This is a genomic window from Sphingomonas bacterium, from assembly GCF_028292945.1.
GTDB lineage: Bacteria > Pseudomonadota > Alphaproteobacteria > Sphingomonadales > Sphingomonadaceae > Sphingomonas.
In genome coordinates this window covers 1-24610 of the sequence record NZ_JAQGLJ010000010.1, presented here as the reverse complement: position 1 = coordinate 24610, position 24610 = coordinate 1, and the positions used below count along the sequence as shown (strand labels likewise).

Below are 24610 nucleotides of genomic sequence, written 5' to 3'. Positions count from 1 at the left end.
CTCCCGCTTCAGCTCACTTGACCTCGACGGTCGCGCCGGCTGCTTCCAGCTGGGCCTTCAGCTTGGCGGCCTCGTCCTTGGACACGCCTTCCTTGACGGCCTTGGGTGCCGACTCGACCAGCGTCTTGGCTTCGGTCAGGCCGAGCGCGGTGATCGCGCGGACCTCCTTGATGACGTTGATCTTCTTGCCGCCGTCGCCGGTCAGGATGACGTCGAACTCGGTCTGCTCCTCGACCACGGGGGCAGCGGCGCCGCCACCGGCGGCAGGCGCTGCAACGGCGGCGGCGGCGGAGACGCCCCACTTCTCTTCGAGCATCTTGGAAAGCTCGGCGGCCTCCAGGACGGTCAGCGCGCTCAGGCTCTCGACGAGCGAATTAAGGTCGGCCATGATGATTTCCTTCGGTTCAGATCAGTTGATGAGTTGCAGACGAAGCCGATCAGGCGGCGTCGGCCGTGTCCTTGTCGGCATAGGCCTGCAGCACGCGCGCGATCTGCGCGGCCGGGGCCTGGGTGATGGTCGCCAGCTTGGTTGCCGGGGCAACGATCAGGCCGACGATCTTCGCGCGCAGCTCGTCCAGCGACGGCAGCGTCGCCAGCGCCCTGACGCCCTCGATGTCGAGCGGGGTGTCGCCCATCGCGCCCCCGACGATCTCGAACTTGTCGTTGCCCTTGGCGAACTCGACGGCGACCTTGGCAGCAGCGACCGGATCGGGCGAGGTGGCGAGACCGACCGGCCCGGTGAGCATGTCGCCCAGCGAGAGGTAGGGGGTGCCGTCCAGCGCGATGCGGGCGAGCTTGTTCTTCGAGACCCGATAGGTCGCGCCGGCATCGCGCATCGCGTTGCGCAGCCGGGTCGACTGCGCCACCGTCATGCCGTTGTTGCGGGTGACCACCACCACGCCGACCGACGAGAACGTCTGCTTGAGCTCGGCGACGGCCGCGGCTTTTTGAGCACGATCCATGCGCTTCTCCACATTGGGACACGAGCCGTGCGGCCGCGCCCGGTTACGAAATCCAGCGATGGGGAAGGGGAGCCGCAAGCGCGACGAACGCCGGGCGAACCCGGCTGATCCTGTTTCCCCGTCTGGGCAGGAGATTAAGCCAGGGCTAACCCCGGCACCTGCCGTCTCGGACGGATGCCCGGCACGGGTGCCGGTCGGGACGGGCGCATAACGACGCGCGACCGCCCGGTCAACAGCGTCACGCCAGTGTCGCGCGAGAGTCGCCGCGCCGCAACCCGCTATTCCATACGCGCTTCTCGACCGATGGCACGCAAGCGCGCGGCAACAATTGCGCCAACGGCACCAATCCCTGGACCAGGGAGCTGACGGCCGAGGAGAATGGGCCGGCTATTTCCGTCGCGATGCTGGCGACGCCGCGCGGCGCACGGCGGCGGGCCGGGCAAAGGAGAACATCTCGCCGGCACGCTACGGCACGCCCGAGGGAGCGGTCGGCAACAATCGTTGGGCGACCGTCGTCGCCCCCGACCCGGCGAGCACTATACTCAGTCGACCGGCGATTTCAGCCACGACCCCTTCACCACGGGCTGGATCGTCGAGATCGATCCGGTTTGGGACTGTAAGGGTGACGCGCCCGTCGCGAACGTGACGGCCCTGTTCGACCAATGCCGGGCAGTGCTCATATCGTGATGCCGGTCCTCCGGCCCTATTACCCCCGCGTGTCACCTGCCATACCTGCGCGGTGACCCGAATCACCTTCCGTTCCGCGCCCCTGTGACCGACACGCTGCTCGGCCTCGACGAACCGCCGCAGCCGCGCGCCGAGGCGTATCGCGTCCTCGCGCGCAAATACCGGCCGCAGACGTTCAGCGAGCTGATCGGGCAGGACGCGATGGTCCAGACGCTGGGCAACGCGATCAAGCGCGATCGGCTCGCCCACGCCTTCCTGATGACGGGCGTGCGCGGGGTGGGCAAGACGTCGACCGCGCGGCTGATCGCCAAGGCGCTCAACTGCATCGGCGCGGACGGGCAGGGCGGGCCGACGATCGACCCGTGCGGGGTGTGCGACCCGTGCCGCTCGATCGCCGAAGGGCGGCACATGGACGTGATCGAGATGGATGCGGCGTCGCATACCGGCGTCGACGACGTTCGCGAGATCATCGATGCGTCGCGCTACGCCGCGGTCTCCGCGCGGTTCAAGATCTACATCGTGGACGAGGTCCACATGCTGTCCAAGAACGCCTTCAATGCGCTGCTGAAGACGCTCGAGGAGCCGCCGCCGCACGTCAAATTCCTGTTCGCCACGACCGAGGTGAACAAGGTGCCGATCACCGTGCTGTCGCGCTGCCAGCGGTTCGATCTGCGCCGCATTTCGGCGGACAAGCTCGCCGAGCATTTCGGCAAGGTCTGCGATCTGGAGGGCGTCGTCGCCGAGCCGGAGGCGCTGGCGCTGATCGCCCGCGCCTCGGAAGGGTCCGCGCGCGACGGGCTGTCGATCCTCGATCAGGCGATCGCCCATGCCGGGCTGGAGGGCGAGGCGGTGACGGCGCGTGCGGTGCGCGAGATGCTGGGCCTGTCCGATCGCGGCGCGGTGCGGGACCTGTTCGCGCTGGTGCTCACGGGCGACGGCGCAGGCGCGCTCAACCAGCTGCGGCGGCAGTACGACCTGGGCGTCGACCCGCTGGCGGTGCTGCGCGGGTTGCTGGAGACGGTGCACGGCGTCACGCTGGCCAAGGTCAACGCCGCACCCGATGCCGCGCAGTCGGCGGAGGAGCGACAGGCGCGCGCCGACTGGGCCGCCGCGCTGTCGTTTCCGGCGCTGCACCGGCTATGGCAGCTGTTTCTGAAGGGGCATGAGGAGGTCGGTCGCGCCGCCCTGCCGATCGAGGCGGCGGAAATGGCGCTGCTGCGCGCGATCCACGCCTCGACGCTGCCCGATCCTGGCGATCTCGCGCGCCAGATCGCGGCCGGTACGGTGCCGGCGCCAACGGCCACGGCCACGGCCCCGGCACCGGCAGCCGCCAAGGCGGCGGAGCCAGCGGCCAGTCTGCCCCCCAGCTTCGAGGCGCTGGTGGAGGCGCTCGACCGGGCAGGCTCGCTGGGCTTGGCGGTCAAGCTCAAACAGGGCACGAGCGTAGTGCGCTACGATCCTCCCGAACTTGTCCTGAGCGGGGCGCGACCGATGTCGGCGGACACCTTGTCGGACCTGAATACCGCGCTGAAGGCGCTGAGCGGGCGGGCGTGGCGGGTGAGCTTCGCCGATCAGCCCGGCGAACCGACCCTGCTGGAGCGTGAACGCGGTCGCGAGGAGGCGGCGAAACAGGCCATCCTCGACTCGCCGATGATCAAAGCGGCTTTCGAAGCGTTCCCCGACGCGGAACTGGAAACCTGGCCCGGCCAGCGCAGCGCCTGACTTGCCGAGCGTAGCGCCTGACCCGCCCAACGGAGTGCCTGAACGATGAACGACGACCAGCTGAAGAAGATCATGGAGATGGCGCAGAACGTCCAGAACGAGCTGCAGACCGCGCAGGCCAAGCTCGACACGGTCGAGGTGGAAGGCGTCGCCGGCGGCGGCCTGGTCAAGATCAAGGCGTCCGCCAAGGGCCGCGTCATCGCCATCGCGATCGACGACTCGATGATGCAGGTATCGGAAAAGCAGATGCTGGAGGATCTGCTGGCCGCCGCGTTCAACGACGCGCGGAACAAGGCCGACGCGGTGTCGAGCACGGAGATGGGCAAGATGACCAGCGGACTGCCGCTGCCACCGGGGTTCAAGCTGCCGTTCTGAGCGGTTGAGAGGCAATCAATTGCCTTCCCCGGCGGACGCCGGGGCCCAGTCGGTGGCGCCGCGGACTGGGTCCCGGCTTCCGCCAAGAAAGGGCGGCAGGCTACGCTATCTCAGACACCGGTCCAGCCCCTCGCGCCGCACCACGCCCACCACCCGCGCCAGCCGGTTGCCATGCCGCCGCACGAACCCGGTCGGCGAGATCGCCGCGCGCTTCTTCGGCAGCGGCAGCACCGCGGCGATGCGACCCGCCTCGGTTGGCGACAGGCGGCTGGCGTCATGCCCGAAATAACGCATCGATCCCGCGTTCGCGCCATAGGTGCCGATGCCCGTTTCGGCGATGTTGAGGTACACCTCCATGATTCGCCGCTTGCCCCACAGCGTCTCGATCAGCAGCGTGAAATACGCCTCGAATGCCTTGCGGACATAGCCACCACCTTGCCACAGGAAGGCGTTCTTCGCAGTCTGCTGACTGATCGTCGAACCGCCACGCAGCCGCTTGCCTTGCACATTATTGGCCGCCGCGCTGGCCATCCCCCGCCAATCGAAGCCGCTATGCGAGCAGAAACGCGAGTCCTCGCCCGCGATCGCGGCGCGCGCCATGTCCGGGTCGATGGCCGACAGACTCATCCAGTTCTTGTCGATGCCGCGTCCCTCGAGGGCATCGCCGAGCATCGTCATCGTGACCGGCGGCGGCACGAACCGATATATCCCGGCCCACAGGACAGTGACCACGACGAAGATCAGCGCCGCCTTGAGTGCAAGCCGTAGGAAGCGAACTGCCATCGTCGCTGTCTACCGACAGGCCCCGCGCGGGCAAAGACCGTGCTCGTCGGACAGGCTCGACGGCGTGGCCGCCGACCTGCCGGACGGGCTCGCCGGTGCCATTGCCACCGCTACGCGGCTACGAGCAGCCGCTTCTCTCCGGCGAGCCGCATCATCGCCTTCTGCAGCTTCTCGAACGCGCGTACCTCGATCTGGCGGACGCGCTCGCGCGACACGCCGTATACCTGCGACAGCTCTTCCAGCGTCTTGGGATCGTCCGTCAGGCGGCGCTCGGTCAGGATGTGCTTCTCGCGGTCGTTCAGGTCGCCCATCGCATCGACCAGCATGGTGTGGCGGACCTCCGCCTCCTGCGTCTCGGCGACGACATGGTCCTGCAAAGGCGCGTCGTCCTGCAGCCAATCCTGCCACTGACCCTCGCCGTCCTCGCGCATGGAGACGTTGAGCGACGTGTCGCCGCCCATCGCCATGCGGCGGTTCATCGACACGACATCGCTTTCGGCCACGCCCAGATCGGTCGCGATCTTGGTGATGTGCTCGGGCTTGAGATCGCCGTCCTCGAACGCATCCAGCTTGGACTTCATCCGGCGCAGGTTGAAGAACAGCTTCTTCTGTGCCGCCGTGGTGCCCATCTTCACCAGGCTCCACGAGCGCAGGATATATTCCTGGATCGACGCGCGGATCCACCACATCGCATAGGTGGCGAGGCGAAAGCCGCGCTCCGGCTCGAACTTCTTCACGCCCTGCATCAGGCCGATATTGCCTTCGGAGATCAGCTCGGAGGTCGGCAGGCCGTAGCCGCGATACCCCATCGCGATCTTGGCCACGAGCCGCAGGTGCGACGTGACGAGCTGTGCCGCGGCATCGGGGTCGCCATGCTCCGAAAACCGCTTGGCGAGCATATACTCCTGCTCGGGCTGGAGCAGCGGGAATTTCTTGATCTCGGCCAGATAGCGGTTCAGCCCCGCCTCGGTGCCGAGCGCGGGAATGGTCGCGGGGAGATTGCTACTTTTTGCCATGTTCGTAAAACTCCCCTTGATGGTCGAGGGTTGCGTCCGCTGTCCAACAACGTGACGAAACGCATGACCTATGCGTCAAGCGCCCTGAACAGTTCCTGCATGTCGGCAGGCATTTCGCTGGTGAAGACCTGCGTTTCACCCGTTATCGGATGTTTGAAGCCCAGGCGCGCCGCATGCAATGCCTGCCGCCTGAAAGCAATTCTTGTCGCGGCCGGGTGCGCGCCACCATAGACCGGGTCGCCGATCAGCGGATGCCCCAGCGATGCCATGTGAACGCGTACCTGATGCGTGCGCCCCGTCTCCAGCCGGCACTCGACCAATGCTCCGCCGGTCAGCGGCTGCAGCGTGCGGTAATGCGTCACCGCCCGCTTGCCGCCGGCAACGATCGCCACCTTCTTGCGGTCCACCGGCGAGCGCGCGAGCGGGGCGTCGACCTTGCCCGCCGCCGGGTTCGGCTTGCCCCGCGTGATCGCCAGGTAACGCCGGTCGATCGAATGATCCGCGAACTGCCGCGCCAGCCCCTCGTGAGCGCGGTCGGTCTTGGCTGCCACCATCAGTCCGGACGTGTCCTTGTCGATGCGATGGACGATACCGGGCCTGGCCACCCCGCCGATCCCCGACAGCGATCCGCCGCAATGGTGGAGCAGCGCGTTGACCAGCGTGCCGTCCAGATTGCCCGCTGCCGGATGCACGACGAGCCCGGCCGGCTTGTCGACCACGATCAGATGGTCGTCCTCGAACGCGACGCCGAAATCGATCGCCTGCGCCTCGTTGTGCGGGAGCGTGGGGAGGGGGACGGTCACCGCGAAAACCTCGCCTGCGCCTGTGCGCTTGGCCGGATCGCGCACCGTCAGCCCGTCGCGCGACACCTGACCGGCGTTGATCAGGACCTTCAGCCGCTCGCGCGACAGCGTCGGCGCAGCGTCGGCGAGCGCACGATCCAGCCGCCAGCCGTCCGCGGCCGGGCGGATACGCGCTTCGATGATGGAAACCCCCCGGTCCATTAGCGTACGGAGATGGGCATGGACGTGCGGATTTCAAGCGACTTGCTGCAGCGCATCATGGCCGACGCGGCGGCCTGGCCCGATGAAATCTGCGGTCTGCTGTTCGGCACGCCGGAAGCGATCGAGGCTACGGAGCCCTGCCGCAATGTCGCCGCCGACCCGCATCTTCGGTTCGAGATCGATCCGGCCGCGCTGATCGCCGCGCATCGCGCCGCGCGCGCCGGCGGGCCGCAACTGATCGGCTGCTACCACTCGCACCCCGGCGGGAACCCCACGCCGTCGCCGCGCGACGCGGCCGACGCGGCGGCGAACGGCTGGCTGTGGCTGATCGTCGGGTCAGGTCAGGCGCGGCTGTTCCGGGCAGTGGCGTGCGGCGCGATCCATGAACGATTCGACGCGGTGGACTGTTCGGTCAGCGGTTAACCAACCTTGCACCCGCCCGCCCGCTCCGCCACGGTGCCGCAAAATCAAGGGCCCTCCATGACCGTCACTCCCGTCGATTTCGCCAGCCTGCTCTGCTCGCGCCTGTGCCACGACCTGCTTTCCCCCGTCGGCGCGCTCAACAACGGGCTGGAGCTGCTCGCCGACGAAACCGATCCGGCGATGCGTCAGCGTTGCCTGGACCTGCTCGCCGAGAGCGCGAAGACGTCGGCCAACAAGCTCAAATTCTTCCGCCTCGCCTTTGGGGCGGCAGGCGGCTTCGGCGATCTGGTCGACGCGCGCGAATGCCGGGGCGCGATCGAGGGGCTGCTGTCCGCTGGCCGCAAGGTCGAGCTGAACTGGCTGGTCGAGGCCGAGCAGCTGCCCAAGCCTGCCGCCAAGGTGCTCCTCAACCTGGCGATGATCGCCGGCGATGCGCTGGTGCGTGGCGGCAAGCTCGACATCGGCGGCGAGGAAAATGGCGGCCAGCTGGAGATCGTGCTGCGCGCGGAGGGCACGCGCGTGATCCTCGACCCCGACATCCGCCGCACGCTGACCGATGGCGAGGGCTCGGACGGCATCACGCCCCGGGTCGCAGCCGCGTATCTGGTGCATACGCTCGCAAAGGACGCTGGCGGCAGCGTGGTGGTCTCTGACGCGGGCGAGAACGTGATGCTGTTCGGGGCGGCGTTGAACATGGCGTAGCGCGGCGGTCGGCCACGACCGGCTGACCCGCGCAAGCCCGGACGGCGGGGCGGCGAAGCTGAACCCGTGCCACGACGCGGCCTTGCCGCGGCGGTCCATGCCGATGTCCATCACTTGCAACGTGGCATTTGTCGCACGTCCGATGCCGGCTCAAGGCCGGCATGAAGTGATTGCGGTAAACGCCGCCTTTACTTTTCCCACCCCATAGCCTGCGCATGGACGAGCTGCTCCAGGAGTTCATCGGCGAAACCCGCGAGACGCTGGAAGCGCTCAGCGGGGAGATCGTCGCGTGGGAGGCCGATCCGGCCGATCGCGCGCGGCTCGACGCCATCTTTCGCTTCGTTCACACGGTAAAGGGCAGCTGCGGCTTTCTCAACCTGCCGCGGCTTGCCCGGCTCAGTCACGCCGCCGAGGACGTGCTTGGCGCCGCCCGCGATGGCGAGCGCCTGCCGGATACCGCGCTCGTCAACGCGGTGCTCGCCATCGTTGACCGGATCGGGGAACTCACCGAGGCGATCGCGTCCGGTGCGCCGCTGGAGGACGGCAGCGACGATCTGCTGATCGCCGCGCTGGCGCCAGATGCCGCGCCGGCCGCCGCCGTCACCGCCGTCGCGACGCGCAACGCCGCGCGATCGATCCGCCTCAATGTCGACCTGCTCGACCGGATGATGAGCGGCATGTCCGACATGGTGCTCGCCCGCAACGAGCTGGCGCGCTGCCTGCGCGACCACGGGCAGGAACCGCGCGTGGACGCGGCGCTGGAGCGCTTGTCGCTGACGGTCGCGGACATGCGCGACGCGGTCACCCGCACGCGCATGCAAAAGATCGACGCGCTGTTCGCGGCACTCCCGCGCATCGTGCGGGATACCGCCGCCGAACTCGCCAAGGCGGTGACGTTGACGATCGAGGGCAGCGACGTCGAGCTGGATCGCGAGATGGTCGAGCTGATGCGCGATCCGCTGATCCACATCATCCGCAACGCGGTCGACCACGGGCTGGAAACGCGCGCCGAGCGGCGCGCCGCCGGCAAGCGCGAGACGGGGCAACTGACCGTCGTCGCGCGTCAATCCGGCAATCAGATCGTCGTCGAGATCGCCGACGATGGTCGCGGCATCGACATCGCGCGACTCGTCGCGAAGGCACGCGAGCGCAAGCTGCGCGACCCGGCGGCGCTCGCCGCGCTGACCGAAGAGCAGGCGCTGGAGCTGATCTTCGAGCCGGGGCTGTCGAGCCGCGACACCGTTACCGGCATTTCTGGCCGTGGCGTTGGCATGGACGTGGTGCGCGCCAATATCGAGCAGATCGGCGGACGCGTCGTGCTGCGCAATCGCCCCGGTCATGGCCTGACCCTGTCGATCCATGTGCCGCTGACGCTCTCCATCCTGTCGACGATCGTCGTCCGGGTCGGTGCGCAGCGCTTCGCGATCCCGCGCTCGGCGGTCGAGGAGATCGTGGTCGCGCATGGCGCATCGGTCCGGCTCGACACGATCGGCGATGCCACCGTGGCGACGGTGCGCGGCCGACGACTGCCGGTGCTGGGACTGGCCGCGCTGATCGGCGTCACCGACGGCGGTCCGGCGGACACGCTGGCGATCATCTCGACGCGCGACGGCGACTACGCGCTGGGCGTCGATGGGGTGATCGATACGGAGGAGCTGGTGGTGAAGCCTGCACCGCCGGCGATCATGGCGACGGGCTTCTACGCCGGCATGACCCTGCCGGACAGCGGTCGACCCATGCTGTTGCTGGACGGCAGCGGACTTGCGCTGGCGGGAGGGCTGCGCTTTGACAAGCTGGCGGTAACCGACGACGTCGAGGAGGCGGTCGCACCGGCCGGGATGCCGGCCCTGCTGTTCCTGGACCTGGATGGGCAGCGCCGCCTGATCGCGCTCGCCGCGCTGGACCGGGTGGAGACGGTGCCCGCCGATGCCATTCGCGTGACCGGCGGCCGTCGGCGTCTGTCGCTGGGCGATCGCAGCCTGCCGCTGCACCTGACGGGCTCGCTGGAGGGGCGCGGCCAGGTCGCGGTGCTACGGTTGAGCGATGGCATGTCCGAGATCGCCTATGCGATCGCCGAGCCGATCGAGATCGTCGCCGTCGCGCCGGGCCTCGCGCCGGCTGGCGAGGGGCTGATCGCCGGCGTTGCCATGATCGCTGGCGAGCAGGTCGAGCTGGTCGATGCGCATGCGCTCTTCGCCGGCGGCGACGGCACCGTCGTCGCTCGCCCGCTCTGTCTGCTGCAGTGCGATGGGTCGGGGTGGATGGAAGCGTTCCTGAAGCCTGCCTTGGAGGGCCTCGGCTATCGCTGCGCTACCGCAGCACTGCCGGGCGAGCAGCCGGTCGTCACACTGATGATGGCCGACGATGCAACCGTGTTCACCTCGACAGCGGGCGATGTCGTTCAGTTGCGTCGGGAAGTCGCGGGCGGCGCGGACAGCATCTATCGTTACGACCGTGCGGCGCTGATCGCAGCCGTCGCCGGCCGGCTGGGAGCGTGACCGACATGCAACTGTTCCTGATCGCCCACGTCGCCGGATGCCCGATCGCCGTGCCGGCAATCCAGGTCGATTCGGTGGTTGATCTGGGCGAGATCGTGCCGGTTCCGGGGTCCGAGCGTTCGGTTCGCGGGTTGGCCGCGTTGCGCAGCCGCGTGGTGACGGTGATCGATACCGGCGTGGCGCTGGGACTCGCGTCGACCGATCTTGCCACGCGCCGTGCCATCATCACCCATGCCGATGGTCATTACTATGCGGTGCTGGTCGACGCGCTGGAGGATGTCGCACCGTTCCCACGCCAACCGCTTGGCGGTGTGTCGCTGCGGCATGGCTGGGCCACCGCCGGGGTCGCGCTGATCGAACGCGACGGCGAGCCGGTGCTGGTGATCGACCTCGCCTGCCTCCTGCCCGGTGTCCAGCTCGCCCACGCCGCCTGACCACCGCTGCTCGACCACGCCACCAGACCCCGCGGCTTAACGCCCCGCAAACGCTTACCGCCTACATCCGTGTCGACATTGATCGAAAGTTGAGTCACCCCATGAAGACCTGCCTCGTCGTCGATGACTCCAAGGTGATCCGCAAGGTCGCCCGCCACATCCTGGAAACGCTCGATTATCGCGTTACCGAGGCGGTGGACGGGCGCGACGCGCTCGACCAGTGCATGGCGACGGCGCCCGACGTGGTGCTGCTCGATTGGAACATGCCCGTGATGAGCGGGATGGATTTCCTGCGCGCGCTGCGCGAATCGAACATCCCCTCGCGGCCCAAGGTGGTGTTCTGCACGACCGAGAGCGGCATGGCGTACATCCGCGCCGCGATCGAAGCCGGAGCCGACGAATACGTCATGAAGCCGTTCGATCGCGACACGCTGGAATCCAAGCTCCAGATCGTCGGCGCCTAAGGCGAAGGTCCGATGCGAGCTGCTACCCTGCGCGCGCCAGTGCCGGACCAGCGGGCACGCGTGCTGATCGTCGACGACTCGGCGGTGGCGCGCGCGGTGATCGGCCGCGTGATCGGAGGCTCCGACGGCCTGATGGTGGCCGGGGAGGTGCAGGACGTGAGGACCGCGCTGGAGTTCCTGGCGCGGGAGCAAGTCGATTTCATCCTCCTCGACATCAACCTGCCGGGCGTCGACGGGGTTACCGCGCTACCCGATCTGATCGTCGCGGGTGGTGCGGCGAAGGTCCTGATCGTGTCGTCGTCGGCGGCCGATGGCGCGCAGCAGACGATCCAGGCGCTCGCGTTCGGCGCCGCCGACACGCTGGTGAAGCCGACGGCGGGCGCGTTCTCGGCGAACTTTGCGCAAGCACTGCTCGACAAGCTGCGGCGACTGGGCGAACCCGCCGGCTTCGTCGCACCTGCGCCGCCGGTTCCGCCGCGCGCGCCCACCCCTCGTGCGGACGCCTATGACCTCGTCGCGATCGGCGCCTCGACGGGCGGCATTCACGCACTGAGCCATCTGTTGCGCGAGCTGCGCCCGGGCTTTCGCCTGCCGATCCTGATCACCCAGCATCTGCCCGCAACGTTCATGCCCTATTTCGCCGCGCAGCTCGCGACCCTCTCGGGCCGTCCCTGCGACGTCGCCACGGACCGGATGCGCGTCCGGCCCGGCCGCCTGATCGTCGCGCCCGGTGACGCGCATCTGTGCGTGGCCGCGCTGCCCGACGGCAGCGCGTGCATCCGACTGTCGCACGCGCCCTCACAAAGCGGCTGCATGCCCTCGGTAGATCCGATGCTCGCCAGCGCCGCCGCAGCCTTTGGCGCGCGCGCCATCGGCGTGGTGCTGAGCGGCATGGGGCGCGACGGCACGGATGGCGCGCGCACCCTGCGCGCGGCGGGCGGTGCGGTGGTGGTGCAGGATCAGGAAAGCTCCGTCGTCTGGGGCATGCCCGGTGCGGTCGCCGCGGCAGGGCTGGCCGACATCATGCTGCCCCCCGACGCGATCGGTCGCCTGCTGGCCGAGCGGCGCCGCCCGTGACGCCAAGCCCTTCACCCCCCCTCTCTCCGAGCGCCGTGCGCGTGCTCACCGCGTTGCTGGAGGCCCGCACGGGACAGCAGCTCGCCTCCTATCGCTCGTGGCGGCTCGACACGGCGCTCAAGCCGCTGTTGAAGGCGCGCGACCTGCCGTCGCTGGACGACCTCGTCACGCTCGTGCTCGACGGCAGCGACCCCTCGGTCGGCGACCAGGTCGTCGATGCGCTCGTCAACGGCGAGTCCAGCTTCTTCCGCGATTCCGCGGTGTTCGACTTGTTGCTCGACGCGGTCACTGCGGTCGAGGCGCAGGGGCGCCGGCCACGCATCTGGTGCGCGGGTTGCGCGACCGGTCAGGAGCCGCTGTCGCTCGCCATGCTCTTCGCCGAGCGCGCCGGCGGCGGCACGATGCCCGAGATCGTCGCCACCGACGTGTCGGAAACCGCGCTCGCGCGCGCCCGATCCGGCAGGTTCACCCAGTTCGAGGTTCAGCGAGGCCTGCCGATCCGCCGGTTGATGGCGTGGTTCGACGGCGACGGCTCGGGCGAGTGGGTGGCCAAGCCCGAGCTGGTCCGCAACATCCAGTTCCGCCGTGCCAATCTGGTCGCCGAGCCGGCGCCGGCGGGCCGCTTCGACCTGGTGTTGTGCCGCAACGTGCTGTTGTACCTGGCACCCACGATCAAGCAGACGGTGTTTGCGCGGCTTGCCGGTGCGCTGCGCCCGGACGGGCTGCTCGCGCTGGGCGCCGGCGAGACCGTGATCGGCCAGACCCGCCTGTTCGAACCCAGCCGCGCGGCACGTGGCCTGTATGCCAAGGCCGCCGCCGAAGCGACGCTCGCCGCCTGACGGTTTACAACGCCGACGCCGCAGGTCACCAACGTCCCATGACGCAGTTCCCATCGCCCAATCACGACGAGCGGGCGCTGCCGATCACGATGATCGTGCTGCATTATACCGGCATGCAGAGCGCGGCGGCCGCGCTGGCGCGGTTGTGCGATCCCGCCGCCAAGGTCTCCGCTCATTACCTGGTCGACGAGGACGGGACGGTGCAGGCGCTGGTGGCGGAGGATCGGCGCGCCTGGCACGCGGGTGCGTCGCACTGGCGCGGGCTCACCGACGTCAACTCCGCGTCGGTCGGCATCGAGATCGTCAATCCGGGCCACGAATTCGGCTATCGCCCGTTTCCGCCCGCACAGATCGGCGCGGTCGTCCGACTCGTCGCCGAGATCAAGGATCGCCACGAAGTCACGCGCGGCAACATCGTCGGTCACTCCGACATTGCGCCTGCCCGCAAGCGCGATCCGGGCGAGCTGTTCCCCTGGGGCGAACTCGCGCGCCGCCGCCTGGCGTTGCCGCGGCCGACGAAGAACCTGATGGACCCGCAATGGACCGAAGGCGGCTTTCTGCTCGCGCTGGAGCGGTTCGGCTATGACGTGACCGAGCCGATGGCTGCGATCATGGCGTTCCAGCGCCGCTTCCGCCCCGAACTGGTCGACGGCGAGGTCGATGCCGAGTGCCGGATGATCCTGCTCGCCCTGCTGCTTCCCAAGCCGATGGGGGACGAGTAGGGGAGGGGCGCCAGGTGGTCGGGCAACCGCGGCTCTCACGAGGCGAGGAAAGTCCGGGCTCCGCGAAACAACGGTGGCGGGTAACGCCCGCCGGGGGCGACCCCAGGGAAAGTGCCACAGAGAGCAGAACGCAACGGTTTCGACCATGCGACAGTGAAAGGGTGCGGTAAAAGCGCACCGCGCGCCTGGTGACAGGGGCGGCACGGCAAACCCCACCGGGAGCAAGACCGAATAGGGGCATCGAAGAACCCTCGGGTTCTGGGGTGTGTTTCCACCCGATGCCCGGGTTGGTTGCTTGAGCGTGCCGGCAACGGCGCGCCTAGAGGAATGGTTGCCCAATCCCGCAAGGGAGGGACAGAACCCGGCTTACAGACCACCTGGCGCATCTCCGGCGGTGGCATTGCACGATGCCACCGCCTAGATGCCCCCCATGGCCCGCACTCCTACCCGTTCGAACGACTGGGGTTTTCCCCGCTGGCGGGGCTATGGCTCGGCGACCGAGGCGACGCGGGTGCGCCTGTGCGACCGGCACAACTGCCAGCAACCCGGCAATTGTCCCGCACCCAAATCGCCCAACAGCCCCGATCGCTGGTATTTCTGCGTCGACCATGCCGCCGAGTACAACCGCGGTTATAACTACTTCGAGGGCCTGTCCGCCGAGGAAGCCGCCGCGCGTGAGTCGGCCGAAACCCGCACCGCCGACGGCTATGCCGGCGCGAAACACTATAGCTGGGGCGGCCCCGGCGACGGCACCCGCAGCCGCGACGAGATGCGGGCGCTGGAGGCGCTCGGCGTCGAGAGCGACGCCAGCTTCGACGAGGTCCGCGCGGCCTGGCGGACGCTGGCGAAGGAGAACCATCCCGACATCCGCCCCGGCGACGCCGCGGCGGCGACGAAGTTCCAGCAGATCCAGGCCGCGTACGAGGTGTTGAGGGCAGCGGAAGAGGTGCGGGCAGGGTAACGGCTTTCCCGCCCGCGGGAGAGGGTTACCCCGCCATCCGGGCAGCCGTCTCCCGGATCAGCGCGATCATGTTCGGCAGCCCCTGCGTGCGGTTGCTGCTCAGCTGCCGTTGCAGGTCGAACGGGGCGAGCTCGGCCGCGATGTCCGTGGCGACGATCTCGGCGGGCGTCCGGTCCTGCACCGCCACCAGCGCCAGCGCGACCAGCCCCTTGGTGATCGCCGCGTTGCTGTCCGCCAGGAAGTGCAACCGTCCTCCCGCGACCTGCGTCGGGTAGATCCACACCGACGCCGAACACCCCCGTACCAGCGTTGCGTCGGTCTTCAACGCCGCCGGCATCGGCGCGAGCTCACGCCCGAGGTCGATCAGCAGGCGGTAGCGATCGTCGGGGTCGAGAAAGGCGTATTCGTCGTGGATGTCGGCAAGGGTGGGCATCGAAACTAGGTAAGACCGCAGCTCAGGGCGATCAACTCACCCCTCATGCCCGTCCCTATCCGTCATCCCCGCGGAAGCAGGCGAACCGCTCGATCACAACTCCACCCCCGCCGCGATCGCTTCCAGCTTCCTGATGCGCTCGCGCAGGTCCGCGATCTCGATCCGCGCGCCCGCGCCGGTCGGGGCCGGCCGGTCCGCGTCGTGGTCGCGGGCCAGTTCGAGGCGCTTGAGCTGCAGCCAGCCGCGCCATCCCGCCAGCCCGGCGGTCGTCATCATCGCGGTGCCGGCCAGCGCCGACAGCGATAGCGTCAGGTACACCGTCGGATCGGTCATCTGCCTGTCTCCTCTCTGTCCCCCGCCGGCCGCGGCAACACCGGCCCTTCCTGCCGATCCCGCAGCCGCTCGATCTCGCCCGCCAGGTCCTGGCCGCGATCGGTGGCGATACGCTCCAGCACGCGGACGCGCTGTTCCAGCCGTTCGGTCTGCGCGGCATATTGCGCCGCCTTCTCGGCCGCCTCGGTGCTGGCGAGCTCCATCTGGCGCTCCTTGAGCTTCAGCCACGGCTTGAACACGGTGCCCGCCAGGATCGCCACGATCGAGATCATCATGGCAAAGATGGGGATCAAAAGCGGGCTCACTGGCGCAGGCTCCCCGTCGGAACGCGCAGCTGTTCGATGTCCTGGCTCAATCGATGCGAACTGTCGGTGACGATCCGCTCGACATTGGCGAGCCGATCCTTGACCGAACCCAGCTCGGCGCGGAGCTGCGCATTCTCCTGGCTCAACAGCTTGACGCGCTCGCCCGTCTCCGCGTCCTTGCGCGGATATACCGACTGGCCCCAGGCGCCGTCGAGCGGATAGCCGTTCTTGATCCGCATCCATGTGGTGGCGACCCAACCGACCATGCCCGCCACGCCGACCACGCCGATGGCGGTGAACAGCGTCTGGGCGATGGCGAATTTTTCCGGCGACATGATCGTGTTACCCCTCTCGCATACGCCGTTCAGCGCAGCCGTTCGATTTCGCGCGCGGTGCGGTGCGCCGGTTCGACCGCGATCTGCTCCAGCACGCCGATGCGCTCCTGCAAGCGGTCGATCTGCCCGATCTGCCGGTCGCTGGCGTTGGTCAGCAGCGCGAGCCGCCGTTCGGCTTCCGCCTGCGTCTCGCCGATCGCCTGGCGCACCTTGCGCCGCCCATAGAGCTGGATCAGCAGGGTGATGGCGGCCCCCAGAACCACCCCGATGATCAAGGTGAAAATGAACTCTTCGCTGAACATCGTTGCCTCCTCAGCGCAGCGCGTCGATTTCGCGGGCGGTGCGCTCGGCGGGGTCGGTGACGATGCGCTCCAGCACCGCCAGCCGCTCTTCCAGCCGCCCCACCTGACCGTTCAGCCGCTCGTTCTCGGTGGTCAGCAGCGCTACCTTGCGGGTATCGTCGAGGCCGTCGAGCTGCTGCGCCCGGCGCATCCGCCGCTCGTGCTTGCGGCCACGATCCTCCAGCGGATAGCCGTGCCTGGCCTTGATCCACGTCTTGATGATGCCCGCCCCGATCGCCAGCGCGATGATCCACAAGACGAACTCCGGTCCACCCCAATGCATGACCCTGCTCCCCGTGTCGTATGTTGGCCGCGCTCAGCGCAGGTTCTCGATCTTGCCCCGTGCGTTCAGCGCAGGCTTTCGATCTCATTGCTCAGCTGCGTATTGCGGCTGGTGTACAGCGTCTCGATGTCGGCGAGCCGGCGATCGATGTCGCGGAAAGTGGATCGGACCTCGGCCGTGGAGCGACGTGGATTGGATCGGACGCCCTGCCAGAACTTGGCGTCGTCGTCCGAGCTGTAGAGCCCGGTCGGCTTCGCCGGCGCCATCCAGGCGGCGATGATGTAGGCGAGGATGAACGGCCCGCCGGTCGTCACTGTCAGCAGCACCATCGCGATCCGCACCACCGTCGCATCGACGCCCGTATAGTCGGCGATGCCGGCACAGACGCCCGCGACCTTCTTGTTCTGCTTGTCCAGGTAGAATTTGGTACGACGCTCGGACATCTCAGTTCCTCCGGTCGGTGGGATAGGGGGAATGCGGCGCGTTCAGGCTGCCCTGCCATTCCTGCGACGGGGCGCTCAGCCCCGGCTTCCAGTCGGGATGATCGGCTGCGGCGATGCGCTCGACCGTCACCAGCCGCTCCTCGAGCCGGCGGGCGAGCATGAACATGTCGTCCAGCAACTGCTCGTCCTCGACCGTGATCTTGGGCGCCTGCTTCCACTTGGTGATGTAGTGGAACACGATCCACGGCAGCCCGATGAACAGGATCAAAAATCCGAGTACGACTTCCATGATCTCAGCCCTCCCGCTTGGCGAGGTTGGCGGCCAGCCGCGCCTTCAGTGCTTCCAGCTCGGCGTCGACCCGATCCGAAGAGCGCAGCTCGGCGATCTCCTCATCGAGCGTCTTGACGGCGCCCAGGCCCATCGCTTCCGCGCGGCCCTCCGCGTCGTCGACCCGGCGCTCCAGCACGTCGAAGCGGCTGAAGGCATCCTGCGTCTTGGCGCCGGCGTACATCTCGCGCAGCTTGAAACGATTGTTGGCGCTCTCCAGCCGCGTCTGGACGTTGGCCTGCTTGGACCGCGCCTCGCGCAGCTTGGCCTGCAGCTTGGCGATGTCGTCCTCGGACGCGCGCAGCGCATCGTCCAGCACCTGGATCTCGGCGGTCAGCTGGTCGGCCATGTCGGCCGCCTTCTGCCGCTCGCCCAGCGCCGCCTTGGCCAGGTCCTCGCGGTCCTTGCTCAGCGCCAGCTCGGCCTTTTCGGTCCAGCTCGCCTGCAGGCCGTCCAGCTTGCTGATGTGGCGACGCATCTCCTTCTGGTCGGCGATGGTGCGCGCTGCCGAGGCGCGAACCTCGACCAGCGTCTCCTCCATCTCCAGGATGATCATGCGGATCATCTTGGCGGGATCTTCCGCCTTCTCCAGCAGCTCGGCCATGTTCGCGGCGACGATGTCGCGGGTGCGGGAAAAGATGCTCATGGCGAAATTGCTCCTGATCGTCAGCGACGCCGCCGGGAGGCGGGTGGGGCGGCGCTCCATCGGCGCCAATATCATGCGAAGGACCGCGCGGCCAAGCCGGCCGACTGGCCGCCGAACTGGCTGGACCCGGTGGCCGGGCCGACCGCGGCGACCAGGCAGGTGGCGCTGACCAGCACCGTGCAGACGATGGCGGCGAACTGCTGGCCGAACTTCCCGAACATTGTTTCTACTCCCTCGTGGTGGCCGTCGCAGCGGCGTTGCAGAGTGCTTTGCATCCACCGTGCCAAGTCGCGCCCGCCGTCATCCCCGCACACGCGTGGACCCATCTCCTGCTGTCAATTCAGTCACTTACGGTTCAAAACCGAGAGTCGGGGCGCAGCAGCGATTGGCCCGCCGTCGACTTGGTTGCGCTCGCCCCTTGCTAAGCCTCAGGAAACTGCGCCATTGGTTGGCGCATGGCGGAGCGCACGACCCAGTTCATTGGCCAGTCGGGTGCGTTTCTCGACTGTCTCGAACTCGCCAGCCGCGCCGCCGCACTCGATCGCCCCGTGCTGGTGATCGGCGAGCGCGGCACGGGCAAGGAACTGGTCGCGGAGCGGCTTCACCGGCTCAGCCCGCGCTGGGATCAGCCGCTGGTGATCATGAACTGTGCCGCCCTACCCGAGACGCTGATCGAAGCCGAGCTGTTCGGGCACGAGGCGGGGGCCTTCACCGGCGCGACCAAGGCGCGCGTCGGGCGCTTCGAGGAGGCGGACGGCGGCACGCTATTCCTCGACGAACTCGGCACCTTGTCGATGCAGGCGCAGGACCGGCTGCTGCGTGCGGTGGAATATGGCGAGATCACGCGGATCGGTTCGTCGCGGCCGATGCGCGTCGACGTGCGGATCGTCGCCGCGACCAACGAGCACCTGCCTGACCGGGTCGAGGCCGGCACGTTCCGCGCCGACCTGCTCGACCGCTTGTCCTTCGAGGTCGTGACGCTGCCGCCGCTACGCGCCCGCGCCGGCGACATCCCCGTGCTCGCCGATCATTTCGGCCGGCGGATGGCCGCCGAGATCGGCCGCAAGCGCTGGGGCGGTTTCGGTCCGCTCGCGACCGAGCAGCTGGCGAACCACGATTGGCCCGGCAACGTCCGCGAACTGCGCAACGTGGTCGAACGCGCCGTCTACCGCTGGGATGCCGATGGCCCGATCGACGCGATCGAGCTCGACCCGTTCGCCTCGCCGCATCGCCCGCGCACGGTTGTTCGCGGAGAGCCTCCGGCGCCCAGCGCGGCGCCGTCGGAGCCGGAGCCGGCGGACTTCAAGACGGCCGTGAACGGCTATGAACGCCAGCTCCTCACCCGCGCTCTGGCCGCGAACCGCTACAATCAGCGCACCACGGCGGACGCGCTGGGCCTGACCTACGACCAGCTCCGCCACGCGCTGCGTCGCCATGACCTGATCGGAACGCTTGCGTAACGAACCCTTCCGCCGTCCAGAGCGTTTACGCGGCACCTTCGCCAACAATCCAGGAGACCCGACATGCCCTTCGATCTGCCCCCCTTGCCCTACCCCTACGATGCGCTGGAGCCGACCATCTCCAGGGAGACGATGACGGTTCATCATGACAAGCATCACAAGGCGTATACCGACAAGCTGAACGAGGGCGTCGCCGCCGACCCCAAGCTGGCCGGCAAGTCGATCGAGGAAATCCTGGCGACCGCCGGCAGCCACCCGCCGCTGATCCGCAACAATGGCGGCGGTTACTGGAACCACGACTTCTTCTGGAAAAGCATGAAGAAGGGTGGGGGGCAGCCCTCGGGCAAGCTCGCCGCCGCGATCGAGACCTATGGCGGGCTCGACAAGCTGAAGGAAGACTTCAACGCCAAGGGCGTCGGCCAGTTCGGCTCGGGCTGGGCGTGGCTGATCGCGGATGCGAGCGGCACGCTCAAGGTGACGAGCACGCCCAATCAGGACAATCCCTTGATGGACGTCGCGGCGGACAAGGGCACGCCGCTGCTCGGCAACGACGTGTGGGAGCACGCCTACTACCTCACCTACAAGAACGACCGCGCCGCGTATCTGAAGGCGTGGTGGGACGTGGTGGACTGGGATGTCGTCGGCCAGCGGTTCGAGGCCGCGTAAGCTATTCGGGCGGCAGCTCCTTGGCTGCCGCCCCATCCGCCAGCGTCAGCCCATGCCGCATCAGCATGGGCACCTGGCTGCCTGCGAACAGCAGCGTCAGCGGGATCGCTCCCCACAGCTTGAAACCGACCCAGAAATCCCATCCCGTGCCGCGCCACACCGCTTCGTTGAGCAGCGCCATCGCGACGAAGAACATCGCCCAGTTGCGCGTCAGCTTGCGCCAGCCCTCTGCGGTCAGTCCCGGATATGCGGACCCGAGCAGCCCCTCCAGCAACGGCCGCCCCGTCAGGAGACCGAACCCCAGCACTGCGGCGAAGGTGGTGTAGACGATGGTCGGCTTCATCTGAATGAAGCGCGGGTCCGCGAACCATACGGTCAGCGCGCCGAACACCAGCACCAGCGCGCCCGAGATCCACAGCATCGGCGACACATGGCCGAGCTTGACCCGCGACACGACGATCGCCGCGATCGTCGCCAGCATGAACGCCGCCGTCGCGCAGATGACCCGCGCGATGACGAGCGCGCCGACCTTGTCGACCCCCGACAGGAAAGGGGTCGCGCCGGCGACCAGCTGTCGCATCGGCTCGGCCGGGGCGAGGAAGTTGACGGCGAAAAAGACGAGCAGCGGCGCATAGTCGACTGCCATCCGCAGGCCGGGGGAGGGTTCCGCACGTGCCGTCATTTCCGCACCCCCTCGACGCCCGCGATGATCCGGCTCACCTCGTTGGCGTCGAACGGCCGCAGGTCGCCCATGCCCTCGCCGACCCCGATCGCATGGATCGGCAGGCCGAAGCGCTCGGCCGCCGCGACCAGCACGCCGCCGCGCGCTGTGCCGTCCAGCTTGGTCATCACCAGTCCGGTCACGCCCGCCATGTCGCGGAACACCTCGATCTGGTTGAGCGCGTTCTGACCCGTGGTCGCATCCAGCACCAGCACCACGTCATGCGGGGCGGCGGGGTTGAGTCGCCCCAGCACACGCCTGATCTTGGACAGCTCGTCCATCAGCTCGCGCTTGTTCTGCAGGCGCCCGGCGGTGTCCACGATCAGCACGTCGATGCCGGTCGCGGTCGCCTGCTTGACCGCCTCGAACACGATGCCTGCCGCGTCGCCGCCTTCCTTGCCCGACACCAGCGGTACGCCCGCGCGCTCTGCCCAGGTCGCCAGTTGTCCGATCGCGGCGGCGCGGAACGTGTCACCGGCCGCCAGCATGACGCTGTAATCCTGCTCCTTCAGCAGATGGGCGAGCTTGGCGATCGTCGTCGTCTTGCCCGATCCGTTGACGCCGATTACCAGGATCACCTGCGGCCGCGGAAACGCCTCGATTTGCAACGGAACCGCAACTTTTGCGAGGGAACGCTCCACCTCTTCCGCCACAACCAAGCGTATCCCCAGCTCCTCCATGTTGCGTTCTACGCCCACCTCCGCCAGCCGCGCCCGGATGCGCGTCGCCGTCGCCGGGCCAAGGTCGGACGCGATCAGCGCCTCCTCGATCTCGTCGAGCGTCTCCTCGGTCAGTCTTGCGGCGCCGAGCCCGGCGAGGTTGCCGACGAGCAGGTCGGAGGTGCGCTTGAAACCGCCGAGCAGCTTCTCGTGCCAAGAGGGAGTGTCGGCCATTTATTGCATCCCGATCAGCTGGTCGCCGGCCACGCCTGCAATCGCCACGCGCTGTACGCTGCCGACCGACGCGGGCGTGGTCCGCACCTCCGCGAAATTGCCCGCATGTCCGCGATCGCCGGGCTTTTCGACCAGCACGTCCTGCACCGTCCCGATCAGCGTGCGAAGCCACCGCGCCTTGCGATCCGCCGCCGCCGCGCGCAGCCGCGCCGCCCGCTCGCGGCGGACCTCCAGCGCTACCTGCGGCATCCGCGCGGCCGGCGTTCCCTCCCGCGCCGAGTAGGGGAAGATGTGGGCATGGACGATGTCGCAATCGTCGAGCAGCGCGAGCGTGTCGGCGAACATCGCTTCGCTTTCAGTTGGGAAGCCCGCGATCAGGTCGGCCCCGATCGCAACGTCGCGCCGCGCCTTGAGCCGCGCGACCAGCGCGATCGCATCGGCGCGCGAATGCCGGCGCTTCATGCGCTTGAGCACCAGGTCGTTGCCCGCCTGGAGCGACAGGTGGATGTGAGGCATCATACGGGGTTCGCTCGCCAGCAGCTCGAACAGCGTCGGGTCGATCTCATGCGCGTCGACCGACGACAGCCGCAGCCGCTCGACCTTCGTTGCAGTCAGCAGTCGCTCGCACAGATGGCCGAGCGTCGGCTCGGGACCATAGCTGGTCAAGTCGACGCCGGTCAGCACGACCTCGCACTGGCCGGCCGCGACCAGCGCGGTCACCCGCTCCACGACGGCGTCGACGGGGATCGAGACGCTCGCCCCACGACCGTGCGGGATGATGCAGAAAGTGCAGGCATGATCGCAGCCGTTCTGCACGGGCACGAAGGCACGAGCATGGCGTGCAACGGGCACGACGGCACGGCGCGCGCCCCAGCTCGCCGGCAGCAGCTTGGCGGCGTTCGGCACCACCCGGTCCACCTCCGCCATCCCGGTGAAGCCGGCCGGATCGATCGTTGCCGCACAGCCAGTGACGATCAGCTCCGCGCTAGGACGCGCGCGCCGCGCACGCCGGATAGCGACGCGGGTCTGCTTGACCGCCGCGCCTGTCACAGCGCAGCTGTTCACCACCACCGCGTCGCACCCACCGAGCATCGCCCGGATCGCGTCGCTCTCGGCGATGTTCAGCCGGCAGCCGAGGCTGACGACGTCGGGTGTAGGGGCGGGCATGACGCGCGATCTAAGGGCGGGGAGGGGGCGAGTCCATGTCCGGGCGCGGACCCTGCCTCCCCGGCAGAAGCCGGGGTGCAGTCGGGAGGCGCACGGCGGTTGAATATTCGGCCGGCTTCCGCTACTCGCCATGCACGTTCCGCTGCTGAACGCATTGCGCACCTCCGGGTGCACGCTGGCCGACGAGGTTTCGTCCGCCGGCGTTTCTTGCGTTTGGCGGCACTATTAGGGTCTTGAGGCGATGTTCGAAAGTCTGAGCGACCGGCTTGGCGGCGTCTTCGACCGGCTGCGTGGCCGTGGCGCGCTGACCGAAGCGGACGTCCGTACTGCCATGCGCGAGGTCCGCGTCGCGCTGCTCGAGGCCGACGTGGCGCTGCCCGTCGCGCGCGAGTTCGTCGACAAGGCGACCGAAAAGGCGATCGGCCAGAACGTGCTGCGCTCGGTCACGCCGGGGCAGCAGGTCGTCAAGATCGTCAACGACGCATTGGTCGAGATGCTCGGCTCGGAGGCGTCCGAGCTGGAACTGGGCGTCACGCCGCCTGCAATCATCATGATGGTCGGCCTGCAGGGTTCGGGCAAGACGACGACGACGGCCAAAATTGCCAAGCGGCTGTCCGGCGGCGGTGGCGGACGCGATCGCAAGAAGGTGCTGATGGCGTCGCTCGACGTCAACCGTCCCGCCGCGCAGGAGCAGCTAGCGACGCTGGGTACCCAGGTCGACGTCCAGACGCTCCCCATCGTCACGGGCCAGCAGCCGGTCGAGATCGCCCGTCGCGCTCTGCAGGCGGCGAAGTTGCAGGGCTTCGACGTGCTGATGCTCGACACTGCCGGGCGCACCAGCATCGACCAGGCGCTGATGGACGAGATGCGCAGCGTGGCCGCCGTGGCGCGGCCGCAGGAAATCCTGCTCGTCGTCGACGAGTTGACCGGGCAGGATGCAGTCAACGTCGCGACGAACTTCTCCGCCCAGGTGCCGCTGACCGGCATTGTGCTGACGCGCATGGATGGCGATGCGCGCGGTGGTGCGGCGCTGTCGATGCGTGCAGTTACTGGCAAGCCGATCAAGTTCGCCGGCACGGGCGAGAAGATGGACGCGCTGGAGGCGTTTCACCCCGAGCGCGTCGCCGGCCGCATCCTGGGTATGGGCGACGTCGTCAGCCTCGTCGAGCGTGCGGCCGAGAGCATCCAGGCCGAAGATGCAGAGCGCATGGCCGCCAAGCTGCTCAAGGGTCAGTTCGACATGAACGATCTGCGTGCGCAACTGGCGCAGATGAGCCGCATGGGCGGACTTGGCGCGCTGGCGGGGATGATCCCCGGCATGAAAAAGGCACAGGCGGCGATGGCGTCCGCTCCCGGCACCGACAAGGTGCTGGTCCACATGGACGCGATGATTGGCTCGATGACGCTCAAGGAGCGCGGCAAGCCCGAACTGATAAATGCAAAGCGCAAGATTCGCATCGCCAAGGGTTCCGGCACCACGGTGCAGGAGGTCAACAAGCTGTTGAAGATGCATCAGGAAATGGCGGGCGCCATGAAGAAGCTCAAGAAATTGGGCGGGCTCAAGGGCATGATGGCGATGCTGGGCAA

General features: G+C 68.2%; 33 protein-coding genes and 1 other RNA gene. 16 read left to right on the top strand and 18 right to left on the bottom strand.

Going from position 1 to position 24610, the window contains the following annotated elements; all coding sequences use genetic code 11:
* Positions 1-13: 13 nt before the first annotated feature.
* A complete protein-coding gene (gene rplL / locus JWN21_RS01540) occupies positions 14-388 on the bottom strand; it encodes a 50S ribosomal protein L7/L12 (RefSeq protein ID WP_299645641.1) in 375 nt (124 codons plus the stop codon).
* A gap of 49 nt (positions 389-437) precedes the next feature.
* The gene (gene rplJ / locus JWN21_RS01535; RefSeq protein ID WP_299645640.1) at positions 438-962 is read right to left on the bottom strand and encodes a 50S ribosomal protein L10; all 525 of its coding nucleotides are present in this window, start codon (positions 960-962) and stop codon (positions 438-440) included.
* Positions 963-1463: 501 nt separating this feature from the next.
* On the opposite strand from rplJ, the gene JWN21_RS01530 reads away from it, so the two are divergent.
* The 3 genes from JWN21_RS01530 (at position 1464) to JWN21_RS01520 (ending at position 3746) form a co-directional block, all read left to right on the top strand.
* Positions 1464-1649, top strand: a complete 186-nt coding sequence (locus JWN21_RS01530) for a hypothetical protein (RefSeq protein WP_299645639.1) — start codon at positions 1464-1466, stop codon at positions 1647-1649.
* A gap of 84 nt (positions 1650-1733) precedes the next feature.
* On the top strand, positions 1734-3371 hold the full coding sequence (locus JWN21_RS01525; protein WP_299645638.1) for a DNA polymerase III subunit gamma/tau: 1638 nt from the start codon (positions 1734-1736) through the stop codon (positions 3369-3371).
* A gap of 45 nt (positions 3372-3416) precedes the next feature.
* Positions 3417-3746: a YbaB/EbfC family nucleoid-associated protein gene (locus tag JWN21_RS01520; protein ID WP_299645637.1), complete on the top strand. Its 330-nt coding sequence runs from the start codon at positions 3417-3419 to the stop codon at positions 3744-3746.
* Between the two features lie 105 nt (positions 3747-3851).
* Here the strand turns inward: JWN21_RS01520 and mtgA are convergent, their stop codons facing one another.
* The 3 genes from mtgA to JWN21_RS01505 form a co-directional block, all read right to left on the bottom strand.
* A complete protein-coding gene (gene mtgA / locus JWN21_RS01515) occupies positions 3852-4529 on the bottom strand; it encodes a monofunctional biosynthetic peptidoglycan transglycosylase (protein WP_299645636.1) in 678 nt (225 codons plus the stop codon).
* Positions 4530-4639: 110 nt separating this feature from the next.
* Entirely contained in the window at positions 4640-5545 is a 906-nt protein-coding gene (rpoH, locus tag JWN21_RS01510) for an RNA polymerase sigma factor RpoH (RefSeq protein ID WP_299645635.1), read from the bottom strand.
* Positions 5546-5613: 68 nt separating this feature from the next.
* Positions 5614-6549 carry an RluA family pseudouridine synthase gene (locus JWN21_RS01505; RefSeq protein ID WP_299645634.1) on the bottom strand — a complete coding sequence of 312 codons (936 nt, stop codon included), beginning with the start codon at positions 6547-6549 and terminating at the stop codon, positions 5614-5616.
* Between the two features lie 18 nt (positions 6550-6567).
* On the opposite strand from JWN21_RS01505, the gene JWN21_RS01500 reads away from it, so the two are divergent.
* The 10 genes from JWN21_RS01500 to JWN21_RS01455 all read left to right on the top strand — a co-directional run bounded on the left by JWN21_RS01500 (position 6568) and on the right by JWN21_RS01455 (position 14669).
* Positions 6568-6972: a M67 family metallopeptidase gene (locus JWN21_RS01500; protein WP_299645633.1), complete on the top strand. Its 405-nt coding sequence runs from the start codon at positions 6568-6570 to the stop codon at positions 6970-6972.
* Between the two features lie 57 nt (positions 6973-7029).
* Complete coding sequence (locus JWN21_RS01495; protein WP_299645632.1) at positions 7030-7674, top strand: histidine phosphotransferase family protein; 645 nt, start codon at positions 7030-7032, stop codon at positions 7672-7674.
* A 215-nt stretch (positions 7675-7889) separates the two neighbouring features.
* Positions 7890-10172: a chemotaxis protein CheW gene (locus tag JWN21_RS01490; RefSeq protein ID WP_299645631.1), complete on the top strand. Its 2283-nt coding sequence runs from the start codon at positions 7890-7892 to the stop codon at positions 10170-10172.
* A gap of 5 nt (positions 10173-10177) precedes the next feature.
* Positions 10178-10606: a chemotaxis protein CheW gene (locus JWN21_RS01485; protein ID WP_299645644.1), complete on the top strand. Its 429-nt coding sequence runs from the start codon at positions 10178-10180 to the stop codon at positions 10604-10606.
* Positions 10607-10707: 101 nt separating this feature from the next.
* A complete protein-coding gene (locus tag JWN21_RS01480) occupies positions 10708-11070 on the top strand; it encodes a response regulator (RefSeq protein WP_299645630.1) in 363 nt (120 codons plus the stop codon).
* 12 nt (positions 11071-11082) lie between these two features.
* A complete protein-coding gene (gene cheB, locus JWN21_RS01475; protein WP_299645629.1) occupies positions 11083-12147 on the top strand; it encodes a chemotaxis-specific protein-glutamate methyltransferase CheB in 1065 nt (354 codons plus the stop codon).
* Between the two features lie 35 nt (positions 12148-12182).
* Positions 12183-12986, top strand: coding sequence for a protein-glutamate O-methyltransferase CheR (locus tag JWN21_RS01470; RefSeq protein WP_299645628.1), 804 nt, complete (start codon positions 12183-12185; stop codon positions 12984-12986).
* 38 nt (positions 12987-13024) lie between these two features.
* Positions 13025-13708, top strand: a complete 684-nt coding sequence (locus tag JWN21_RS01465; RefSeq protein WP_299645627.1) for an N-acetylmuramoyl-L-alanine amidase — start codon at positions 13025-13027, stop codon at positions 13706-13708.
* Between the two features lie 10 nt (positions 13709-13718).
* Positions 13719-14093: RNase P RNA component class A (rnpB, locus tag JWN21_RS01460), an RNA gene on the top strand.
* A 45-nt stretch (positions 14094-14138) separates the two neighbouring features.
* The gene (locus JWN21_RS01455; RefSeq protein ID WP_299645626.1) at positions 14139-14669 is read left to right on the top strand and encodes a J domain-containing protein; all 531 of its coding nucleotides are present in this window, start codon (positions 14139-14141) and stop codon (positions 14667-14669) included.
* 25 nt (positions 14670-14694) lie between these two features.
* Here the strand turns inward: JWN21_RS01455 and JWN21_RS01450 are convergent, their stop codons facing one another.
* The 10 genes from JWN21_RS01450 to JWN21_RS01405 form a co-directional block, all read right to left on the bottom strand.
* Positions 14695-15102, bottom strand: coding sequence for a SufE family protein (locus JWN21_RS01450; RefSeq protein WP_299645625.1), 408 nt, complete (start codon positions 15100-15102; stop codon positions 14695-14697).
* Positions 15103-15195: 93 nt separating this feature from the next.
* Positions 15196-15435: a hypothetical protein gene (locus JWN21_RS01445; protein ID WP_299645624.1), complete on the bottom strand. Its 240-nt coding sequence runs from the start codon at positions 15433-15435 to the stop codon at positions 15196-15198.
* Positions 15432-15710 carry a hypothetical protein gene (locus JWN21_RS01440; RefSeq protein ID WP_299645643.1) on the bottom strand — a complete coding sequence of 93 codons (279 nt, stop codon included), beginning with the start codon at positions 15708-15710 and terminating at the stop codon, positions 15432-15434. Before JWN21_RS01440 ends, JWN21_RS01445 begins: the two co-directional genes overlap by 4 nt.
* Positions 15711-15736: 26 nt before the next feature.
* Positions 15737-16075 carry a hypothetical protein gene (locus JWN21_RS01435; RefSeq protein ID WP_299645623.1) on the bottom strand — a complete coding sequence of 113 codons (339 nt, stop codon included), beginning with the start codon at positions 16073-16075 and terminating at the stop codon, positions 15737-15739.
* A gap of 29 nt (positions 16076-16104) precedes the next feature.
* Positions 16105-16377 (bottom strand): hypothetical protein, encoded by a 273-nt coding sequence (locus JWN21_RS01430; protein ID WP_299645622.1) that lies wholly within the window; start codon positions 16375-16377, stop codon positions 16105-16107.
* A gap of 10 nt (positions 16378-16387) precedes the next feature.
* Positions 16388-16699 (bottom strand): hypothetical protein, encoded by a 312-nt coding sequence (locus JWN21_RS01425; RefSeq protein ID WP_299645621.1) that lies wholly within the window; start codon positions 16697-16699, stop codon positions 16388-16390.
* Positions 16700-16764: 65 nt separating this feature from the next.
* The gene (gene pspC, locus JWN21_RS01420) at positions 16765-17142 is read right to left on the bottom strand and encodes an envelope stress response membrane protein PspC (RefSeq protein ID WP_299645620.1); all 378 of its coding nucleotides are present in this window, start codon (positions 17140-17142) and stop codon (positions 16765-16767) included.
* Position 17143: 1 nt separating this feature from the next.
* On the bottom strand, positions 17144-17431 hold the full coding sequence (pspB, locus tag JWN21_RS01415) for an envelope stress response membrane protein PspB (RefSeq protein ID WP_299645619.1): 288 nt from the start codon (positions 17429-17431) through the stop codon (positions 17144-17146).
* Between the two features lie 4 nt (positions 17432-17435).
* The gene (gene pspA / locus JWN21_RS01410; RefSeq protein ID WP_299645642.1) at positions 17436-18116 is read right to left on the bottom strand and encodes a phage shock protein PspA; all 681 of its coding nucleotides are present in this window, start codon (positions 18114-18116) and stop codon (positions 17436-17438) included.
* A 71-nt stretch (positions 18117-18187) separates the two neighbouring features.
* A complete protein-coding gene (locus tag JWN21_RS01405) occupies positions 18188-18337 on the bottom strand; it encodes a hypothetical protein (protein WP_299645618.1) in 150 nt (49 codons plus the stop codon).
* Positions 18338-18571: 234 nt separating this feature from the next.
* On the opposite strand from JWN21_RS01405, the gene pspF reads away from it, so the two are divergent.
* Positions 18572-19576 carry a phage shock protein operon transcriptional activator gene (pspF, locus tag JWN21_RS01400; protein WP_299645617.1) on the top strand — a complete coding sequence of 335 codons (1005 nt, stop codon included), beginning with the start codon at positions 18572-18574 and terminating at the stop codon, positions 19574-19576.
* Positions 19577-19639: 63 nt separating this feature from the next.
* Positions 19640-20242 (top strand): superoxide dismutase, encoded by a 603-nt coding sequence (locus JWN21_RS01395; RefSeq protein WP_299645616.1) that lies wholly within the window; start codon positions 19640-19642, stop codon positions 20240-20242.
* Between the two features lies 1 nt (position 20243).
* On the opposite strand, the gene JWN21_RS01390 is transcribed toward JWN21_RS01395, so the two are convergent.
* The 3 genes from JWN21_RS01390 to JWN21_RS01380 are packed head-to-tail and all read right to left on the bottom strand — an operon-like array spanning position 20244 to position 23023.
* On the bottom strand, positions 20244-20924 hold the full coding sequence (locus tag JWN21_RS01390) for a septation protein A (protein WP_299645615.1): 681 nt from the start codon (positions 20922-20924) through the stop codon (positions 20244-20246).
* Entirely contained in the window at positions 20921-21856 is a 936-nt protein-coding gene (gene ftsY, locus JWN21_RS01385; RefSeq protein ID WP_299645614.1) for a signal recognition particle-docking protein FtsY, read from the bottom strand. The genes JWN21_RS01390 and ftsY overlap by 4 nt, the downstream gene beginning before the upstream one ends.
* Complete coding sequence (locus tag JWN21_RS01380) at positions 21857-23023, bottom strand: MiaB/RimO family radical SAM methylthiotransferase (protein WP_299645613.1); 1167 nt, start codon at positions 23021-23023, stop codon at positions 21857-21859. It abuts the gene before it with no gap.
* 241 nt (positions 23024-23264) lie between these two features.
* On the opposite strand from JWN21_RS01380, the gene ffh reads away from it, so the two are divergent.
* Positions 23265-24610: signal recognition particle protein (gene ffh, locus JWN21_RS01375; RefSeq protein WP_299645612.1), on the top strand; the 1346-nt coding region annotated here is incomplete at its 3' end.

What these genes read in the sequence shown, in the direction of transcription:
- rplL (WP_299645641.1), bottom strand. Translation starts at nt 388, where the DNA reads ATGGCCGACCTTAATTCGCTCGTCGAGAGCCTGAGCGCGCTGACCGTC.
- rplJ (WP_299645640.1), bottom strand. Translation starts at nt 962, where the DNA reads ATGGATCGTGCTCAAAAAGCCGCGGCCGTCGCCGAGCTCAAGCAGACG.
- JWN21_RS01520 (WP_299645637.1), top strand. Translation starts at nt 3,417, where the DNA reads ATGAACGACGACCAGCTGAAGAAGATCATGGAGATGGCGCAGAACGTC.
- mtgA (WP_299645636.1), bottom strand. Translation starts at nt 4,529, where the DNA reads ATGGCAGTTCGCTTCCTACGGCTTGCACTCAAGGCGGCGCTGATCTTC.
- rpoH (WP_299645635.1), bottom strand. Translation starts at nt 5,545, where the DNA reads ATGGCAAAAAGTAGCAATCTCCCCGCGACCATTCCCGCGCTCGGCACC.
- JWN21_RS01505 (WP_299645634.1), bottom strand. Translation starts at nt 6,549, where the DNA reads ATGGACCGGGGGGTTTCCATCATCGAAGCGCGTATCCGCCCGGCCGCG.
- JWN21_RS01500 (WP_299645633.1), top strand. Translation starts at nt 6,568, where the DNA reads ATGGACGTGCGGATTTCAAGCGACTTGCTGCAGCGCATCATGGCCGAC.
- JWN21_RS01495 (WP_299645632.1), top strand. Translation starts at nt 7,030, where the DNA reads ATGACCGTCACTCCCGTCGATTTCGCCAGCCTGCTCTGCTCGCGCCTG.
- JWN21_RS01490 (WP_299645631.1), top strand. Translation starts at nt 7,890, where the DNA reads ATGGACGAGCTGCTCCAGGAGTTCATCGGCGAAACCCGCGAGACGCTG.
- JWN21_RS01485 (WP_299645644.1), top strand. Translation starts at nt 10,178, where the DNA reads ATGCAACTGTTCCTGATCGCCCACGTCGCCGGATGCCCGATCGCCGTG.
- JWN21_RS01480 (WP_299645630.1), top strand. Translation starts at nt 10,708, where the DNA reads ATGAAGACCTGCCTCGTCGTCGATGACTCCAAGGTGATCCGCAAGGTC.
- cheB (WP_299645629.1), top strand. Translation starts at nt 11,083, where the DNA reads ATGCGAGCTGCTACCCTGCGCGCGCCAGTGCCGGACCAGCGGGCACGC.
- JWN21_RS01465 (WP_299645627.1), top strand. Translation starts at nt 13,025, where the DNA reads ATGACGCAGTTCCCATCGCCCAATCACGACGAGCGGGCGCTGCCGATC.
- JWN21_RS01455 (WP_299645626.1), top strand. Translation starts at nt 14,139, where the DNA reads ATGGCCCGCACTCCTACCCGTTCGAACGACTGGGGTTTTCCCCGCTGG.
- JWN21_RS01450 (WP_299645625.1), bottom strand. Translation starts at nt 15,102, where the DNA reads ATGCCCACCCTTGCCGACATCCACGACGAATACGCCTTTCTCGACCCC.
- JWN21_RS01445 (WP_299645624.1), bottom strand. Translation starts at nt 15,435, where the DNA reads ATGACCGATCCGACGGTGTACCTGACGCTATCGCTGTCGGCGCTGGCC.
- JWN21_RS01440 (WP_299645643.1), bottom strand. Translation starts at nt 15,710, where the DNA reads ATGATGATCTCGATCGTGGCGATCCTGGCGGGCACCGTGTTCAAGCCG.
- JWN21_RS01435 (WP_299645623.1), bottom strand. Translation starts at nt 16,075, where the DNA reads ATGTCGCCGGAAAAATTCGCCATCGCCCAGACGCTGTTCACCGCCATC.
- JWN21_RS01430 (WP_299645622.1), bottom strand. Translation starts at nt 16,377, where the DNA reads ATGTTCAGCGAAGAGTTCATTTTCACCTTGATCATCGGGGTGGTTCTG.
- JWN21_RS01425 (WP_299645621.1), bottom strand. Translation starts at nt 16,699, where the DNA reads ATGCATTGGGGTGGACCGGAGTTCGTCTTGTGGATCATCGCGCTGGCG.
- pspC (WP_299645620.1), bottom strand. Translation starts at nt 17,142, where the DNA reads ATGTCCGAGCGTCGTACCAAATTCTACCTGGACAAGCAGAACAAGAAG.
- pspB (WP_299645619.1), bottom strand. Translation starts at nt 17,431, where the DNA reads ATGGAAGTCGTACTCGGATTTTTGATCCTGTTCATCGGGCTGCCGTGG.
- pspA (WP_299645642.1), bottom strand. Translation starts at nt 18,116, where the DNA reads ATGAGCATCTTTTCCCGCACCCGCGACATCGTCGCCGCGAACATGGCC.
- JWN21_RS01405 (WP_299645618.1), bottom strand. Translation starts at nt 18,337, where the DNA reads ATGTTCGGGAAGTTCGGCCAGCAGTTCGCCGCCATCGTCTGCACGGTG.
- pspF (WP_299645617.1), top strand. Translation starts at nt 18,572, where the DNA reads ATGGCGGAGCGCACGACCCAGTTCATTGGCCAGTCGGGTGCGTTTCTC.
- JWN21_RS01395 (WP_299645616.1), top strand. Translation starts at nt 19,640, where the DNA reads ATGCCCTTCGATCTGCCCCCCTTGCCCTACCCCTACGATGCGCTGGAG.
- JWN21_RS01390 (WP_299645615.1), bottom strand. Translation starts at nt 20,924, where the DNA reads ATGACGGCACGTGCGGAACCCTCCCCCGGCCTGCGGATGGCAGTCGAC.
- ftsY (WP_299645614.1), bottom strand. Translation starts at nt 21,856, where the DNA reads ATGGCCGACACTCCCTCTTGGCACGAGAAGCTGCTCGGCGGTTTCAAG.
- JWN21_RS01380 (WP_299645613.1), bottom strand. Translation starts at nt 23,023, where the DNA reads ATGCCCGCCCCTACACCCGACGTCGTCAGCCTCGGCTGCCGGCTGAAC.